The 17269-nt window shown below is 59.8% G+C and carries 16 protein-coding genes and 1 other annotated feature; of the genes, 2 read left to right on the forward strand and 14 right to left on the reverse strand.

Going from position 1 to position 17269, the window contains the following annotated elements:
• Positions 1–3: 3 nt before the first annotated feature.
• The 7 genes from H7B67_RS20585 to H7B67_RS20615 form a co-directional block, all read right to left on the reverse strand.
• Positions 4–444 (reverse strand): Mini-ribonuclease 3, encoded by a 441-nt coding sequence (locus H7B67_RS20585; protein WP_185121746.1) that lies wholly within the window; start codon positions 442–444, stop codon positions 4–6.
• An 11-nt stretch (positions 445–455) separates the two neighbouring features.
• On the reverse strand, positions 456–1865 hold the full coding sequence (cysS, locus tag H7B67_RS20590; RefSeq protein ID WP_185121747.1) for a cysteine--tRNA ligase: 1410 nt from the start codon (positions 1863–1865) through the stop codon (positions 456–458).
• A gap of 15 nt (positions 1866–1880) precedes the next feature.
• A complete protein-coding gene (gene cysE, locus H7B67_RS20595) occupies positions 1881–2585 on the reverse strand; it encodes a serine O-acetyltransferase (protein WP_185121748.1) in 705 nt (234 codons plus the stop codon).
• A gap of 80 nt (positions 2586–2665) precedes the next feature.
• Positions 2666–2920, reverse strand: a binding site (T-box leader).
• A 129-nt stretch (positions 2921–3049) separates the two neighbouring features.
• On the reverse strand, positions 3050–4525 hold the full coding sequence (gltX, locus tag H7B67_RS20600; protein WP_185121749.1) for a glutamate--tRNA ligase: 1476 nt from the start codon (positions 4523–4525) through the stop codon (positions 3050–3052).
• Positions 4526–4602: 77 nt separating this feature from the next.
• Positions 4603–5085, reverse strand: coding sequence for a 2-C-methyl-D-erythritol 2,4-cyclodiphosphate synthase (ispF, locus tag H7B67_RS20605; RefSeq protein WP_185121750.1), 483 nt, complete (start codon positions 5083–5085; stop codon positions 4603–4605).
• Entirely contained in the window at positions 5086–5781 is a 696-nt protein-coding gene (ispD, locus tag H7B67_RS20610) for a 2-C-methyl-D-erythritol 4-phosphate cytidylyltransferase (protein ID WP_185121751.1), read from the reverse strand. It lies immediately after the preceding gene.
• Positions 5782–5875: 94 nt separating this feature from the next.
• Positions 5876–6967, reverse strand: a complete 1092-nt coding sequence (locus H7B67_RS20615; protein WP_185121773.1) for a PIN/TRAM domain-containing protein — start codon at positions 6965–6967, stop codon at positions 5876–5878.
• Between the two features lie 239 nt (positions 6968–7206).
• Between H7B67_RS20615 and H7B67_RS20620 the strand changes: the two genes are divergently transcribed.
• Complete coding sequence (locus H7B67_RS20620; protein WP_185121752.1) at positions 7207–7602, forward strand: nucleoside triphosphate pyrophosphohydrolase family protein; 396 nt, start codon at positions 7207–7209, stop codon at positions 7600–7602.
• Between the two features lie 162 nt (positions 7603–7764).
• The gene (locus tag H7B67_RS31340) at positions 7765–9264 is read left to right on the forward strand and encodes a stalk domain-containing protein (protein ID WP_185121753.1); all 1500 of its coding nucleotides are present in this window, start codon (positions 7765–7767) and stop codon (positions 9262–9264) included.
• 85 nt (positions 9265–9349) lie between these two features.
• Here H7B67_RS31340 and pssA read toward each other — a convergent pair whose 3' ends face one another.
• The 7 genes from pssA to mcsA all read right to left on the reverse strand — a co-directional run bounded on the left by pssA (position 9350) and on the right by mcsA (position 17246).
• Positions 9350–10084, reverse strand: coding sequence for a CDP-diacylglycerol--serine O-phosphatidyltransferase (gene pssA, locus H7B67_RS20630; RefSeq protein WP_185121754.1), 735 nt, complete (start codon positions 10082–10084; stop codon positions 9350–9352).
• A gap of 132 nt (positions 10085–10216) precedes the next feature.
• Positions 10217–11320: a DNA integrity scanning diadenylate cyclase DisA gene (disA, locus tag H7B67_RS20635; protein WP_185121755.1), complete on the reverse strand. Its 1104-nt coding sequence runs from the start codon at positions 11318–11320 to the stop codon at positions 10217–10219.
• A 17-nt stretch (positions 11321–11337) separates the two neighbouring features.
• Positions 11338–12705 (reverse strand): DNA repair protein RadA, encoded by a 1368-nt coding sequence (gene radA / locus H7B67_RS20640; protein ID WP_185121756.1) that lies wholly within the window; start codon positions 12703–12705, stop codon positions 11338–11340.
• Between the two features lie 131 nt (positions 12706–12836).
• Complete coding sequence (locus H7B67_RS20645; protein WP_185121757.1) at positions 12837–13025, reverse strand: hypothetical protein; 189 nt, start codon at positions 13023–13025, stop codon at positions 12837–12839.
• A 120-nt stretch (positions 13026–13145) separates the two neighbouring features.
• Entirely contained in the window at positions 13146–15590 is a 2445-nt protein-coding gene (gene clpC, locus H7B67_RS20650) for an ATP-dependent protease ATP-binding subunit ClpC (protein WP_185121758.1), read from the reverse strand.
• Positions 15591–15633: 43 nt separating this feature from the next.
• On the reverse strand, positions 15634–16692 hold the full coding sequence (gene mcsB / locus H7B67_RS20655; RefSeq protein WP_185121759.1) for a protein-arginine kinase McsB: 1059 nt from the start codon (positions 16690–16692) through the stop codon (positions 15634–15636).
• Positions 16693–16736: 44 nt separating this feature from the next.
• Complete coding sequence (gene mcsA / locus H7B67_RS20660; RefSeq protein WP_185121760.1) at positions 16737–17246, reverse strand: protein-arginine kinase activator protein McsA; 510 nt, start codon at positions 17244–17246, stop codon at positions 16737–16739.
• Positions 17247–17269: the final 23 nt, after the last annotated feature.

A 17269-nucleotide genomic window follows, 5' to 3' on the forward strand; every position in this document is an offset into this window, starting at 1 on the left:
TCCTCACTCATTCGTCCGGTCATCTTCGAACGCCAGACCGATCAGCTGTTCAAGCCTGTCCCGCTCTCCGCGGTAATACAAATACCCGACCAAGCATTCCAATCCGGTCGCCAGCCGATAAGCGCCGGGGTCGGCGTTCTTCGGCGGCTGTCCCGACTTCGTGTTGCGCCCGCGGCGGACGACGTCGGCTTCCTCCTCCGTCAAGAGCGGCTGCCACTTCTCCAGCAAGCGGGCCTGCGCGCCGGCGGACACGCGCTTGGACGCCGCCTTGTGCAGCTGATGCGGCTTGCGGATCGCCGCTTCGAGAATAAGCCGCTGCCGCACGTACACCTCGAACACGGCATCGCCGATATACGCGAGCACGATCGGCGGCAGCAGGTTGACGGGAACGTCGCTTGGAACGACAGGCGCGATAACGGGAGCCGGCGCGGTTAATCCGTCCATGGCCTTCTCCGTCATTTGCGCCGCCAACGGATTCCTTGCGGCGTATCCTCCAGCAGGATCCCCTTCTCCGCGAGGAGGTCGCGGATCTCGTCCGCCCGCTTGAAGTCGCGGCTCTTCCGGGCTTCCGCCCGCTCGGCGATCAAGCTGTCCACCTCTTCGTCCAGCAGTTCGGCGCCGTCCTCCGGCAGCAGCAGGCCAAGCACGCCGTCCAGCTCGCCGATCGTCTTCAGGAGCAGGTTCAGGGTCGCCGCGTTCGCGACGTCGCGCTGCAGGTAAGCGTTGGCCTCCGAGACGACCTGGAACCATACCGTCACGGCGTCCGCCGTATTGAAGTCGTCGTCCATCTTCGCCCGGAACTCGGCCATCAGCTCTTCGAGGCGGGCGGCCAGCTCCTCGTCCGGTCCTCCCGGAAGCTCGGCGTGCACGCTGCCCAAGCGGTGCTTCACGTTGCCCGCGCTCGTCGCGAGCCGGGCCACGCTGTTCTCCGCTTGGCGGACGATCTCCTCGCTGAAGTTCAGCGGGCTGCGGTAATGCGTCGTCAGCATGATGTAGCGGATCGCCTGCGCGCTCGTGCGCTTCAGCAGCTCGCGGGGGTTGATCCCGTTGCCGAGCGACTTGGACATCTTCTCGTTATTGATGTTCACGAAGCCGTTATGCATCCAATAGCGCGCCAGCGGCTTGCCGGTAAGCGCTTCGGATTGCGCGATTTCGCACTCGTGGTGAGGGAACTGCAGATCGTGCCCGCCGCCGTGAATGTCCAGCGTGTCTCCCGCGTACGTTCGAGCCATCGCGGAGCACTCGATGTGCCAGCCGGGACGCCCGTCGCCCCAAGGGCTCGGCCAGAAGATCTCTCCCGGCTTGGCGCCCTTCCAGAGAACGAAGTCCTGCGGGCTCTCCTTCCGCTCGTCCACCTCGACGCGAATGCCGTATTGCAGCTCGTCAAGGTTCTTATGCGACAGCTTGCCGTATTCCGGGAACTTGGAGGTGCGGTAGTAGACGTCTCCCCCGCTCTCGTACGCATAGCCTTTGTCCACGAGCTCCTCGATAAACGCGACAATCTCCGGAATATTCTCCGTGACCCGCGGATTGATCGAAGCCGGACGGGCTCCCAGCCCTTCGCGGTCCTCGTTGAAGCCGGCGATGTACTTCTCCGCGAGCTCGGGCACCGTGATGCCGAGTTCGTTCGCGCGGCGGATCATCTTGTCGTCCACGTCCGTGAAGTTCACCACGTAATTGACGTCATAGCCGCTGAATTCCAGATATCTTCTCACGACGTCGAAGAAGATGACCGGCCGCGAGTTGCCGATATGAATGTAGTCGTACACGGTCGGTCCGCACACGTACATATTGACTTTGCCCGGCGTCAGCGGGACGAACGTTTCCTTCTCCCGGGTAAGGCTGTTATAAATCATCAAGGTCACGATTCCGACTCTCCTTTACGATTCCTGGGCGGCCGCTCCGACCTTCTCGGGTTCCGCCGCCTCATGTTCTTTATTCCGTTCCGCCTTCAAACGTTCGACCTCCGCCTTCAGCTCGTTGATCTCCTTCTGCATGAAGCGGAAGGTTTCGATGAGCGGATCGGGCAGGTTCGTGTGGTCGAGCCGGTCCCCGACCCGCTCCCCGTTGCGCTTCACCACCCGGCCGGGAATGCCCACGACCGTGCTGTCCGCCGGCACCGGGCGAAGCACGACGGAATTCGCCCCGATATTCGAGTTATCTCCAACCGTGAACGAGCCTAGTACTTTGGCGCCCGACGCGATGACGACGCGATTGCCGATCGTCGGATGGCGCTTCCCCTTCTCCTTGCCCGTGCCGCCGAGGGTAACCCCCTGGTAAATGACGACCTCGTCCCCGATCTCGCACGTTTCCCCGATGACGACTCCCATTCCGTGGTCGATGAACAGCTTTCGGCCGATCTTGGCGCCGGGGTGAATCTCGATCCCCGTCATGAATCGGCTCACTTGCGAGATCATGCGGGCGACCGTAAACCAGCGGCGGCGGAAAAAATAGTGGGCGACGCGATGGGCCCAGATGGCGTGCAGACCGGAATACGTGAAGATGACTTCGAACCTGCTGCGCGCCGCCGGGTCATTCTCGAATACCGCCTCGATATCGGAACGAATGTTGCTCCATACTCCCATGTCCTTACCCCCTCGATTCCCTTCGAACGGATTCCGCGGACTTAAGGCGACGACAAAAAAACGCCTCCGCAGCATCTCGCTGCAGAGGCGTCGATCGTTACGCGGTCCCACTCTGCTTGAACAGCCCCGCTCGAGCACGCGGACGGCGGCTATCCAACTCATTCGCCCGTTAACGAGGGCCATTCGGCATCGCCTACCCGCTGTGCTGAAGCACTCGCTCGGCGATGCGGCTCCCAGGCGCACTTCGGTTCCCACGGAAGAAGCTGCTCTCAGCAATCGCAGCTCTCTCTGTACTTCCGAGGCGGGAACGTACTCTACCTGTTCGACGCGGATTCCGGTATGAAGCTTGTTAACGCCAGTATATCCGAACCCCCGCGAATCGACAAGGGCGACCAATTCCCATCCGAATACTATGATAACCCTGTCTCTATCGGAAAACGCAAGCCGGGCAGCTTGTTCCCGCCTTAAGCCAGTTTGCCGGCGGCAGCATCTTCCAGACGCTTCAGCACCCTGCCGTAACCGAGCAGCCAGATGCTGCCGTTCAGGTCCGGGCCATGCGTCTGGCCGGTCAGCGCGACGCGAATCGGCATGAACAGCCCCTTGCCCTTCGCGCCGGTCTCCTTCTGAACGGCCTTGATCGCGGCTTTGATGTTCTCTTCGGTGAAGTTCGCTTCGCCTGCCGCTTCCAATTGGCGCGCGAACGCGCTCAAGACGGCCGGCACGCTCTCCTCGGCCAGAACCTCGCGTCCATCGTCCTCCAGAACGACTTCTTCCCGGAAGAACAGATCGGACAGCGGAACGATCTCCGCCCCGTAGCGCAGGTGATCCCGGTACAGCGTCACGAGAGCGGTCGCCCAGGCGAGCTCCTTCTCGCTCGGCTCGGCGGCCAGGCGTTCCGCTTGCTTCAGGTGAGGGAAGCAGAGCTTCGCGAGCTCTTCGACCGGAAGCCCCTTCAGGTAATGCTGGTTGATCCAGTTCAGCTTGACGGTATCGAACACCGCCGGGCTCTTGGACAGGCGGTTCGCGTCGAAGATCTCGATCAGCCGCTCGCGGGTGAAGATCTCCTCTTCGCCTTCCGGGGACCAGCCGAGCAGCGTGATGAAGTTGAACAGCGCTTCGGAGGAGTAGCCCAGGTTGTCGTACTGCTCGATGAACTGGATGATCGATTCGTCGCGCTTGGACAGCTTCTTGCGGCTCTCGTTCACGATCAGCGTCATGTGTCCGAAGATCGGCGGCTCCCATCCGTGCGCTTCGTAGACCATCAGCTGGCGAGGCGTGTTCGTGATGTGGTCCTCGCCGCGAAGCACGTGGGTGATCGCCATCAGATGATCGTCCAGCGCCACGGCATAGTTGTACGTCGGGATGCCGTCCTTCTTCACGATGACGAAGTCCCCGAACTCCTCGGACTTGAACGAGATCTCGCCCTTCACCATGTCGTCGAAGGCATAGGTTTTGCCTTCCGGCACGCGAAAGCGAACGCTCGCCACGCGGCCTTCCGCTTCCAGGCGGGCGCGGTCCGCGTCGCTTAAGCGGCGGCACTTGCCGGAATAGCGCGGCGTCTCGCCGCGGGCGGACTGCTCCTCCCGCTCCTTCTCCAGCTCTTCTTCGGTGCAGTAGCAGCGGTAAGCTTGTCCGTTATCGATCAGCTGCCGCCAATATTCGCGGTAGATGTCCAAACGCTCCGTCTGGCGGTAAGGCCCGTACTGCCCGACTTTATCCACGCTCTCGTCCCAATCGACGCCCAGCCACTTCAAGTACTTCAGCTGGCTTTCTTCGCCTCCGGCGACGTTGCGCTTCACGTCGGTGTCTTCGATCCGTATGATGAATTCCCCGCCGTGATGGCGGGCGAATAAGTAATTGAAAATAGCGGTTCGCGCATTGCCGATATGCAGATGGCCCGTCGGACTCGGGGCATATCTTACGCGTACTTTGTCAGACATGGCGATGTTCCTCCTCGTTTGTTGCCTGCATTGCCGATAACCTGCGGCGTGTATCGATATCGAAACTTATGCCGAAATCATAGCACATCGCGGACAAGGCAAACAATCGCCTGGGCGGCGATCCCTTCCCCGCGCCCGGTGAAGCCGAGCTTCTCCGAGGTCGTCGCCTTCACGTTCACCTGGGACGTCTCCGCCCCCAGCGAACGGGCGATCACCTCGACCATCGCCGGAATGTGCGGCGCCATCTTCGGCGCCTGGGCGATAATCGTCGCGTCCGCGTTGCCGAGCTTATAGCCCCGCTCCGTCGCCAGCTCCCATACGCGCTCGAGCAGCTTTACGCTGTCCGCGTCCTTGTAGGCCGGATCGGTGTCCGGGAAGTGCTTCCCGATGTCCCCCAGGGCGAGCGCCCCGAGCACCGCGTCGCTGATCGCGTGAAGCAGCACGTCCGCGTCGGAATGGCCGAGCAGTCCTTTCTCATAAGGAATCTTGACTCCTCCGATAATGCAGTCCCTGCCTTCGGTCAGCTGATGAACGTCAAAGCCTTGTCCCACTCTAATCATCTAGTTCGGTTCCTCCCGTCGACGCCTTGCCAAGAATAGCTCCGCTACGGGAAGATCCTCGGGCGTCGTTATTTTTAAGTTGCGGTAATCTCCGGGGACGATGGCTACCTTGCGGCCGAGCCGCTCCAGCAGCATCGTGTCGTCCGTGGCGAACGCTCCTTCTTCCTTCGCGAGCCGGTGAGCCCGCATGAGCTCCTCCCGCCCGAACGCCTGCGGCGTCTGCACCGACCATAAGGCGCTGCGGTCCGGAGTCGCGGTCATGAAGCCCTTCTCGCCCTCGATCTTGATCGTGTCCTTGACCGGGACGGCCAGCGCCGCCGAGCCGTGCCGCTCGGCCTCCCGGCAGCAAGCCTCGATCTGCTCCGGCGTGACGAGCGGCCTCGCCGCGTCGTGCACGAGCACGCCTTGCGTAGCGAGCGCGTCGAGTCCCGCGTATACGCTGTCCTGCCTCTCGGTGCCGCCCGGCACGATCGCGCGCACCTTACGCGCGCCGAATTCGCTCGCGACGGCCTTCGCCCTGCCTTCCTCGCCCGGCGCCACCACCAGCACGACGCTGCTCACGGCGGCGCAGCGCTCGAACGCTTCCAGCGTATGCGCCAGCACCGGCCGATCCCCGAGCGGCAGGTACGGCTTGTTGTCCGCGGAGCCCATTCTTGTTCCCCGGCCGGCCGCGACGATCACCGCTCCCCAATCCATGCTGCGTCCCCTCTTCCCTAGCGATGCTTATAGACATAAGAAAAACGGGACACCCTAGAGCGCGTCCCGCCCGTTTTCCTATAATCATACTCGTTCAGAGCGCTTTTTCCAATAGTTTCGGCTTCGCGAAGATCATCCGGCCGGCGGAAGTCTGCAGCACGCTGGTGACCAGCACCTCCATCGTCGTTCCGATGAAGTCCCTTCCTCCCTCGACGACGATCATCGTGCCGTCATCCAGATAGGCGACGCCTTGGCCATGCTCCTTGCCGTCCTTGATGACTTGGACGACGATCTCCTCGCCCGGCAGCACGACCGGCTTGACCGCGTTCGCGAGATCGTTGATGTTCAGAACGGACACCCCTTGAAGCTCGCATACCTTGTTCAGGTTGAAGTCGTTGGTGACGACCTTGCCGCGCATGGCCTTGGCCAGCTTGACCAGCTTGCTGTCCACTTCTCCCGGCTCGTCGTTCGCATCCTCATAGATAAGGACCCGCACGTCCAGCTCTTTCTGGATCTTGTTCAGGATGTCCAGTCCGCGCCGTCCGCGATTGCGCTTGAGCAGGTCGGAAGAGTCCGCGATATGCTGAAGCTCCTCCAGCACGAATTCGGGAATGACAAGCGTTCCTTCGATGAATCCGGTCTTGCAGATATCGGCGATTCGGCCGTCGATAATAACGCTTGTGTCCAAAATCTTATGCTCCTCGTAGCGAGGCTGCTCCTCTTCCGCGATCCCGGCCGTCTTCCGGCCCTGGAACAGGGATGCCAGCTCGTCCTTCTTGCGGGTTCCGACGCGAACTCCCGCATAACACAAAGTCGCCGCGACGAGCGCCGCCACGATGCCGCCGATCCGAGGAAGCTCTCCCAAATAAGGATATAATAGAGCCGCGAGCGCAAGTCCCGTTCCTCCTCCGAGCAATCCCGACGCGAGTATCGCCGGGGGCATGCCGGACAGTCTTTCGATCGCCCCGTTCAGCGCCTTGGACAGAGGTCCGGCTAGCGCCGAAGCGGCGAACAAGCCGATTACGGCTCCGATGGCGGCGCCAAGATAACCTCCGCTCGTGACGGAGGAGGCTCCCATGAGCGGATTCATCCATTCCGAGCCGCCCGTCAGGCGCGTGGCGAACAGGCTTTGTCCCATCATCGCTCCGAGCAGCACGCCGACCGCCTGGATGATGCGCTTCATCATCATAAATAATCACTCCTTGATTTTCCCAATCTTAATATGCTTGTCCGAAACCTACGCATAAACTCCATCGCTGCTTGTTTACTAGTATGTTCCAATTTCTTCGTCGCTAATCTCCCCGGCCGAACGAACCTCTCAAACTTTCTTCGGGCGGGCGCCGTCTTTTCTCCTTTTGAAATACCGGTAGCCTTGCTCTATAATAGTCCTTAGCAAAGCAAATCACGGTAACCGAGGTGGAACGGATGAGCGCAGTCACTCTGCAGGAGTTTCAGCAGCAGGTCTCGGAACTCTTGCTCCGTCACCGCAGTCTGCTGGATGTCGTCACCAAGTACAGCCAAGCCAACGCATCAGTGAACAGAGCCGTGTCCAAGGCCATTACGGAATGCGGCTGCATCGAGCTCAACGCTCGGCATCAAGGCTTTACGGAGGACTTGCCTCTCGACCAGGCGATGCGCCAATCCAAGTCGCATATGGCCGGCGAGCTGTGCGAGAACTGCCGGGATGCCATCCGCTCGGAACTCGGCAAGAACATGTTCTACATGTCGGCGCTAGGCAACCTTCTCGGCATCAGCCTGGAAGACGTCGTCGCCAAGGAATCCGACAAGTGCTCGACGCTCGGGCTGTTCAACATGACCTAGCCCTCGCGCTTGGCGCAAGCAAGACAAAGACCGTCCTAGGCCGATAGAGGCCCCTGGGCGGTCTTCTTGTTTCCGTTATGTCTTGGCAGTTAACCCGGCAAACCGTTATAGTTATTAGTAAAAACAGCCTGCATTCGAGGCCATCCAGAGAGGGGCATACTCGTGCAAGCACCTATCCCCGCCGCCAAACCCGCAGCCTCTCCCCATCCCCGGACCAAGAGGAGCGCCAAGGCGGCCCATCGTACATGGATTCGCAGCTTCGTTATCGCTACCGTCTCGCTTGTCGTCCTTATCTGCATTTTTACCGTCGCCATCGATCCGCTTCAATTCTATCGTCAGGCTTCCGTCATTCCCATGGTGTTCTTCACGGAGGAGCGCTACCAGAATCCGGGGCTGGCCAAGAACTTCGACTACGACACGATTATCGTCGGCACCTCGATGACGGAGAATTTCCTGCCGTCCGTCGTGGGGAAAGCCCTTCACGGGAAGGCGATGAAGCTGTCGATGCGAGGCTCGATGGCGGACGAACAGCGCAAAATCGCCAAGCTCGCGCTGGATACGGGCAAGGTCAAGCAGGTGCTGTGGGGGCTCGACTACTTCGCGCTGAAGGAACAGGATCCCGAGCTCGCGGCCGATTTTCCCGATTACCTCTACGACTCCGATTGGACGAACGACTACAAGTACTGGTTTAACCTGTCGGTGTATACGATGCTCGCCAAGAGCCTGGTGCACGCCCACCGGAACGGCAACAACCGGGACTTGGAGTACCTGGGCAACTGGAACGGCACCGGAGGCTTCTCGGCCGAGAAGGTGATGAAGGACTACCGGCTCGCCCAGGCGAACGAGAAGTACTTCGGACTCAACGAGGAGCCGCTCGAGCTCATAAAACAGAATTTTACGACGAATATCCTTTCTCTGGTGCGGCTGCATCCGGAGACGCAATTTATTTTCTTCTATCCGCCTTACAGCATTCTAAGACACGAGGTGTGGAAAACCACGAACGAAGCGCGGTACCGCAATCAGCTGGAGATGGGGGAATGGATGTTCGAGCAGCTCGACCGTCTGCCCAATGCGAAGGTTTACGACTTTCAGACGGAAGCGGACATCACCTTCGATCTGAGCCTTTACAAGGACTTGTCCCACTATAATCAGGACGTCAACACTTGGATCGCAGAGAGAATCGGGGAAGACGACGCGAAGTACCGGGTCACGGCGGACAACGTCAGGGCGTTCGCGGATACGCTGGAGGAGCAGCTCGTTTCGCTCCTCATCGCCGATGGCAACCGCGTGCGGAACGCGGTGTTCTCGCTGAAGAGAGGCGACGCCGAGCAGCGGCCGACCTTCTCCGAGATTCGCGCCGTCGGGGAGAAGGAATTGCTCGTGCCCGCCAAGGAAGCCGCCACCGTGCTCGGGGCGAGCCTGCAATGGGACAATGAGACGAAGACCTTGCAACTCGCGCGGGAGCATCGCAAGTATTCCCTTAAGCTAGGCGAGACCGAAGCCGAGGCCGACGGGCGATCCTTCGAGTTGGATGCGGCTCCGAAGATGGCCGGGGACGTGCTGCTGGTTCCCTTCCGGTCCCTCGCCGAGCTGCTTGGATACGAAGCGGCGACGGAGCTGCCGAACGATCACACGCTGAGAATTGCCGTCAAGCTCAGTTGAATGGCAAAAGGGCTGTCTCGGAAGAGACGGCCCTTTTTTCGTTTTGCGGCTGTGCGACTGCTATTGAGTTGCGTCAGGCAGCGCTTTATGCGCTATGCTTCGAACGCGGATTCTCGTCCCTCGACCGTTTTTTGCGGCGTCTGGACACCAAAGTATCAACGTTTTTTTTTAGGCCCCAGATGGCGTACAGGAGCAAGAGTCCCAGAATGACCCTCGGGATCGCCCGCGGGAACAGGAACGCCAGGAAGATGGCGGCGGCCACGACGAGCGGCACCGCCCACACCGCAGCCCGGGGAAGCCCGAGCTTCTTGAAGTTCGGATATTTGATGCTGCTGACCATTAGGAAAGATAAGGCAAGCGTTGCGAGAAGCAGCAGGTACACGTTCAAGTCTTGACTGAACAGCGCAAGGGTAGCCAGCACCCCGCCGGCGGCCGGTATCGGCAGTCCGATGAAGTACCCGGGAATCCCTTCGATGACGTTGAACCTGGCGAGCCGAAGGGCTCCGCAAATCGGGAATATGGCGGTAACGATCCATGCAAGCGCTTCGCTGACATCCGTCGAGAAAGCGGCTTGATACATGATGAATGCGGGGGCGACGCCGAACGAGATGACGTCGGACAACGAATCCAGCTCCTTGCCGAATTCGCTCTGCACGTTCAAGGCCCGTGCGACCCGGCCGTCCAATCCGTCCAAGAGCATGGCGATGATCACCAACAGAGCAGCCCCGTCCGCCCGGTCATTGAACGCCAAAATAATGGAGAGAACGCCGAGAAACAGGTTGCCTATTGTAAACAAGTTCGGTATGGATTTCGTGATCATGGATCCACCTCGACTTTACTATGCCCATCCGAAGCAAAATCAAAAAAAAAAGAAAAAATGACTTTATGTTCATGTCCATGCCTCGCGCCTTAGTCGCCTAGGGGCCGATGCCATTAGTTCATTCTAGACTCGTTAAATCTGTCTGTCAATAAACACCTGATCCTGAATCCTTTTTAACCCTTCCTTGATGGAACGGGCTCTCACTTCCCCGATGCCGTCCACTTCGTCCAGCTCTTCGATGGAAGCCATCATCATGTGAGGGAACGAGCCGAAGCGCTCCACCAGATTGTGGATGATGACGCTCGGCAGCCTCGGGATCTTGCTGAGCAGCCGATAGCCGCGCGGATGGAAGCCGTCTTCCGCGACGGTGCTGATGGACGTATAGCCGAGCAAGCGGATCAGGTAATTCGTGTCCAGAAGCTCCTCGGAGGTCAGCTTCCGGAGCGTCGCTTGAATCTCTTTGATCTTGTCCTCGCTCGGGTCCCGCGCATAGTCCTTCAGCATCAGGCGGGCTTCTTCTTCGGCCGAGCCGACCAGCTCGACCATCTGCATATTGATGAGCCGTCCTTCGTTGCCGAGCTCCAGCACGTACCGGTTGATCTCGGCCTTGAACCGAAGCACCAGCTCCGAGCGCTGGATGACGTAGGCCACCTCATGCATCGTGACGAGCTCCTCGAACTCAAGGGCGGACAGGTTGGTAAGCGCCTGGTTGTAAACCGCGCGGTACCGCTCCAGCGTCTGGATCGCTTGATTCGCTTTCGTGAGAATGACACCCGTCTCCTTGAGGGAGTAGCGCAGATTGCCTTGGTACAACGTGATGATATTGCGCCGCTGGGAGATGGAGACGACGAGCTTCCCGGTCTGCTTGGCCACCCGCTCCGCCGTGCGGTGCCGGATCCCGGTTTCGATCGAGGAGATCGAGGAATCCGGTATCAATTGGGTATTGGCATAGAGTATGCGTTTGGCATCCTCGCTTAGAATAATCGCTCCGTCCATCTTGGCCAATTCGTACAAGTAGTTGGGACTGAAATCGCAGTCGATGCTGAAGCCGCCGTCCACGACTTCCATGATCTCCGGCGTGCATCCGACGACGATCAAAGCGCCCGTCTTGGCGCGCAGCACGTTCTCCAGACCGTCGCGAAACGGCGTCCCGGGGGCGACCATCTGCAGCAGCTGATTCATCGTTTGCGATGGATGCTCTTTTTCTTTGAGTTCTTTTTCTTTGGTTTCTTTCATATCGGTTCGGCACCCCCTTATTCCAATGCTGCCTTCATGGCATCCGCCACGGTTTTGACCGGGATCAGCTGGATCCCGGCGGGCGGCTGCCAGCCCTTCATGCTCTGCTCCGGGAGGATGACCCTCTTGAAGCCCAGCTTCAGCGCTTCCTTCACCCGCGTTTCCGCCCGGGATACGGCTCTTACTTCGCCGGTCAGGCCGACTTCCCCGAAGATGACGTCGTAAGGCTTCGTCGGCAAGTCCCGGAAGCTGGAAGCGAGGCTGACCGCGGCCGCCAGATCCGCGGCCGGCTCATCCAGCTTCACTCCGCCCGCCACGTTCACGTAAGCATCCTGGTTCGACAGGAACAATCCCATGCGTTTCTCCAGCACCGCGATCACCAGCGAAATTCGATGATGATCGAGTCCGGAGCACATTCTTCGCGGAGACGGGAAGCTCGTCGGGGCGACCAGCGCCTGCAGTTCGACCAGCACCGGACGGGTTCCCTCCAGGCTGGCGACCACGCAGGAGCCCGCGACTCCCAGCGGCCGCTCGGACAGGAACAGCTCGGAAGGATTGGCTACCTCCCGAAGCCCGTCTTCCGTCATATCGAAAATTCCGATCTCGTTGGTCGAGCCGAAACGATTCTTAACGGCCCTAAGCAACCGGTAGGAGTGATGTCTCTCCCCTTCGAAATAAAGCACGCAGTCGACCATGTGCTCCAGCAGCCGCGGCCCCGCGATCGCTCCTTCTTTGGTAACGTGTCCGACAAGCACGGTGGCGACTCCGTTGATCTTGGAGATGCGCATGAACTGAGTGGTGCACTCGCGGACTTGGGCGACGCTGCCCGGCGCGGAAGGAACGTCCGGACGGTAAACCGTCTGAATCGAGTCGATCACGAGAAAGTCCGGCTCCAGCGAGGTGATCGCTTCCTCGATAAAGTCGAGATTCGTCTCGCAGAGCACGAACAGCTTATCGCTTAGCGTGCCCAATCGGTCGGCTCTTAGCTTCGTCTGCCGGACCGATTCCTCGCCCGATACGTACAGGACCTTCAAGCCTTGACTGGCGAGAGAGTTGGAGGTCTGCAGCAGAAGGGTCGACTTCCCGATCCCCGGATCTCCGCCGACAAGCATCAGCGAGCCGGGAACGAGCCCTCCTCCGAGAACTCGATTCAATTCGGTAAGTCCGGTAGAGATTCGCGGTTCCCGTCCGCTATCTATATCTATGATGGAAGCGGGCTTTTCTTTCGTGCGAAGCATCTCGCTTCGTCCCACGGGAGCCTTCGTGACGGATTCCGTCTCCTCCGTCATGGAGTTCCAGGCGCCGCAGCCCGGGCACTTGCCCATCCACTTGGGCGATTCGGTGCCGCATTCGTTGCACACGAATTTCGTCTTGACTTTAGCCATCTCGGTCCCCTCAACGATTCGATATTAAAAGTGTACCATGTTCGGATGAAAGGGTAAAATGCGTCTAACGGCGGAAAGTCGATTTTTTGCCTAAAAAAAGAGACTGCCCAAAGGACAGCCCCGAGCCGGAGCTAGCGATACCACCACCATCTCCAAGCGAACCACAGGACGACGGCGACGAGCAGAACGCCTCCGAACAAGTAGAACAGCACAAATAGGATTTTGCTCAGAATGAGCAGCAACAGAACGAATCCGATTCCGCTTAGAAGAAGCAAGAACGGCTGTCTCCAGAGGATCGGCTTTCTTCGCCTTCGGTACATCGGGCTTCCCCTCTTCGCCTTCGGATTTGCTATAGGGTATGGCCCGCCTCCCCGTTTGGTGAAATGCAAAAAAGAGAGAGAGCGCAGACTTCCCTGCGCTCTCTCCGGCTAATTTTCCCGTTACGAATTCGATACGACTTCGTCCTTCATCTTGACCACGAGCGCGCCTTCCTCTTCGTCGATCAGCAGCTTGTGGCCCTTCTGAATCTTGCCGAGCAGAAGCTCCTCGGACAGGCGATCCTCGATATGCTTCTGGATCGCGCGGCGCAGCGGACGAGCTCCGTATTGAGGATCGAAGCCTTCCTTCGCGAGGAACGCCTTCGCCGAGTCGGTGAGCTCGAACTCCACGTCGTGCTCGGCGAGTCTCTTGCGAAGCTCGTCGGCCATCAGCGTAACGATCCGGGCGATGTGCTCTTGCTCCAGCGGATGGAAGACGATCATCTCGTCGATCCGGTTCAGGAATTCCGGACGGAACGACTTCTTCAGCTCGCCCAGCACCTTCTCCTTCATGACGGCGTAATCGTGTCCCGCATCCTGTGCGGCCGTGAAGCCGAGCGTCGAGTTGCGCTTGATCTGATCGGCCCCGACGTTGGAGGTCATGATGATCAGCGTGTTCCGGAAGTCGACGGTGCGGCCCTTCGAATCGGTCAGACGGCCGTCTTCGAGCACCTGCAGCAGCACGTTGAACACTTCCGGGTGAGCCTTCTCGATCTCATCCAGCAGGACGACCGAGTACGGCTTGCGGCGAACCTTCTCCGTCAGCTGGCCGCCTTCGTCATAGCCGACGTATCCCGGAGGCGCTCCGACCAGACGCGAGGTGGAGTGCTTCTCCATGTACTCCGACATGTCGATGCGGATGACCGCGTTCTCGTCGCCGAACATCGCTTCCGCGAGCGCCCGGGCCAGCTCGGTCTTGCCGACGCCGGTCGGACCGAGGAAGATGAACGAGCCGATCGGACGCTTCGGATCCTTCAGCCCGGCGCGGGACCGGCGAACCGCTCTCGCGACGGCCTTGACGGCTTCCTCTTGACCGATGACGCGGTCATGCAGGATTTCTTCCATCTTCAGCAGGCGTTCGGTCTCTTCCTCCGCCAGCTTGCTGACCGGGATTCCCGTCCAGCTGGCGACGACTTGGGCGATATCCTCCGGAGTCACCTCCGAGTCGGTGCGGCCTTGCTTTTCTTTCCACTGGTTCTTCGTCGCTTCGAGCTCTTCGCGAATCTTCTGCTCCGTATCGCGGAGGGCAGCCGCCTTCTCGAACTCTTGGCTCTGCACCGAAGCGTCCTTCTCCTTGCGGATATCCTCCAGGCGCGACTCCAGCTGCTTGAGGTTCGGCGGAATCGTATAGGAGCGCAGGCGGACTTTCGAGCTCGCCTCGTCGATCAGGTCGATCGCCTTATCCGGCAGGAAGCGGTCGGTGATGTAGCGGTCCGACAGCTTCACGGCCGCTTCGATCGATTCGTCCGTGATCTTCACGCGATGGTGAGCCTCGTAGCGGTCGCGCAGCCCGTGAAGAATCTGAATCGCTTCCTCGGGGGACGGCTGATCCACCGTGATCGGCTGGAAGCGGCGCTCCAGCGCGGCATCCTTCTCGATATACTTGCGGTATTCGTCCAGCGTCGTGGCCCCGATGCATTGGAGCTCTCCGCGAGCCAGGGCCGGCTTCAAAATGTTCGAGGCGTCGATCGCGCCTTCCGCTCCGCCTGCTCCGATCAGCGTGTGCAGCTCGTCGATGAACAGGATGACGTTGCCGGCTTGGCGAATCTCGTCCATGATCTTCTTCAGGCGATCCTCGAACTCGCCGCGATACTTCGTGCCCGCGACGACGGAGCCCATGTCGAGCGTCATGACGCGCTTGTCGCGAAGCGTCTCCGGAATCTCGTTGTTGACGATCTTCTGGGCCAGGCCTTCGGCGATCGCCGTCTTGCCGACCCCCGGTTCGCCGATGAGCACCGGATTGTTCTTCGTGCGGCGGGAGAGAACCTGAATGACGCGTTCGATCTCCTTCGAGCGGCCGATCACCGGATCGATATTATTGTCTCTGGCGCTGGCGGTCAGATCGCGGGCCAGGCCGTCGAGCGTCGGCGTGCTGACGTTCGAGGACGGGCCGTGGCTTTGCGATACGCTCTCGCTGCTGCCCAGCAGTTGAAGCACTTGCTGGCGGGCCTTGTTCAGGCTGATGCCCAGGTTATTCAAAACGCGGGCGGCGACGCCCTCTCCTTCCCGGATCAGGCCGAGAAGAATGTGTTCGGTTCCTACGTAGGTATGGCCAAGCTTGCGCGCCTCGTCCATCGAGAGCTCGATGACCTTCTTGGCGCGAGGGGTGTAAGCGATATTGGTCGGCTGCTCCTGACCGCGGCCGATCAGCGATTCAACCTCGTCCTGGATTTTCTCAAGCCCGAGGCCCAAAGCGATAAGCGCTTTGGCGGCAATGCTTTCGCCTTCGCGAATTAATCCGAGCAGAATATGCTCCGTGCCGATATTATTGTGTCCCAGTCTCACGGCTTCTTCTTGAGCCAACGCAAGCACCTTTTGTGCTCGTTCGGTGAATCTTCCGAACATCATGAGACAACACCTCCCCTATAGAGATAGAATAGAACATTTGAGCTTAGGTTGCCAGTCGGGAACGGATAATCTCCGCTCTTGTCATGTCCCTCTGCTCCGGACTGAGCGCTTCTCCGAATTTCTGCTGCAGGAATCCGGGCTGCGTCGAGACCATCAGCTCGTTCAGCGTTTGCTGGCTGAGGCTGGGCAGCAGCCCCAGGTTCACGCCGAGCCGAACGTCCGACAGCCGCTGCGCCGCTTCCTTGGAATCCATGATTCCCGCATAGGACAGAATGCCGTACGAGCGCTTCACCCGGTCCTCGAGCCGCGCCCGGGATTCGCCCATCAGGCGCTCCCTTGCCGCCTTCTCGTGGCCGATAATCTGATGGGCGACGGCGTGGAGGTTGTCGATGATTTCGCTCTCGGATTGCCCGAGCGTAATCTGGTTCGACACCTGGAACAGGTTGCCCGTCGCTTCGCTGCCTTCTCCGTAAATGCCGCGAACGGCCAATCCGACCTGAGTGACGGCGGAGAGAATCCGGTTGATCTGGCCCGTCAGCACCAACGCCGGCAGGTGCATCATGACGGAAGCCCGAATCCCGGTTCCGACGTTCGTCGGACAGCTGGTCAAATATCCGTGCTTCTCGTCGAAGGCGAAGTCGACGCTCTCCTCGAAAATATCGTCGATCTTGCTGGCGTACTCCCATGCCTCCTTGATCTGGAAGCCGGGGTACAGGCATTGGATCCGCAGATGATCCTCTTCGTTGATCATGATGCTGATATCCTCGTTCCGGCTAAGGATCAGAGCTCCGTTGCGGGACTCGCTCGCCAGAGCCGGACTGATCAGGTGCTTCTCGACGAGCACCAGCTTCTCCAGCTCCGTCAGGTTCGATAATTGATAGGTCTTGATCGGGCCGAGGCCTCCCAGTCTGCCGCTCTCCGCTACGCCGAGCAGCTGCTCGACGACTTCCTCGGACTGAGCCGGCGTCGACAGCATCGGGAAGGGATACGCTCGCAGGTTGCGCGCGATCCGTATGCGGCTGCTCAGCACGACGTCGCTGTCTGGGCCGTCCTTCTTCATCCAAGGGCTTAGCGCATCCTTGGCGAATTCGGGCTTGGTCATCGGGGTATCCTCCTCCTTTCGCGTGAAGCGTGGCGCCATGGCCGTTATCCGCCGCCGATCTCCTTCTCGAGATCCCGGATGCGGTCCCGAAGCTGCGCCGCCGTCTCGAAATCCTCTCTCTCGATACGGCCGAGCATATCCTTCTTCAGGCGCTCGATCTCCCGCTTCGTCTTGACTTTGCCGCCCGCGCGCTTCGGAACCTTGCCGACGTGAACGGTATTGCCGTGCACCCGCTTCAGCAGAGGGTCCAGCCGATCCGCGAAGTGCTTGTAGCATTGGCTGCAGCCGAACCGGCCGATCTTGCTGAACTGAGTATATGTCATTCCGCAGGTTTCGCAGCGGAGAACGGGAGCCTTGGCGCCGGCGTTCGGATTCTCGAAGTCGAGCAGGCCGGACAACAGATTGTGGATCGAGAACCCGCTCGAAGTGCCGGGGATCAGTTCCCCTCTCTCCCGGGCGCACGATTCGCAAATGTGCAGCTCCGCCTTCTCTCCGTTAACGATTTTCGTAAAATGCAAGGTAGCTTGCCTCTTGCCGCATTCCTGACATAACATCGTGAACCCTCCTTTCTCCTTGC

The organism is Cohnella thailandensis (assembly GCF_014212135.1).
Lineage (GTDB): Bacteria > Bacillota > Bacilli > Paenibacillales > Paenibacillaceae > Cohnella > Cohnella thailandensis.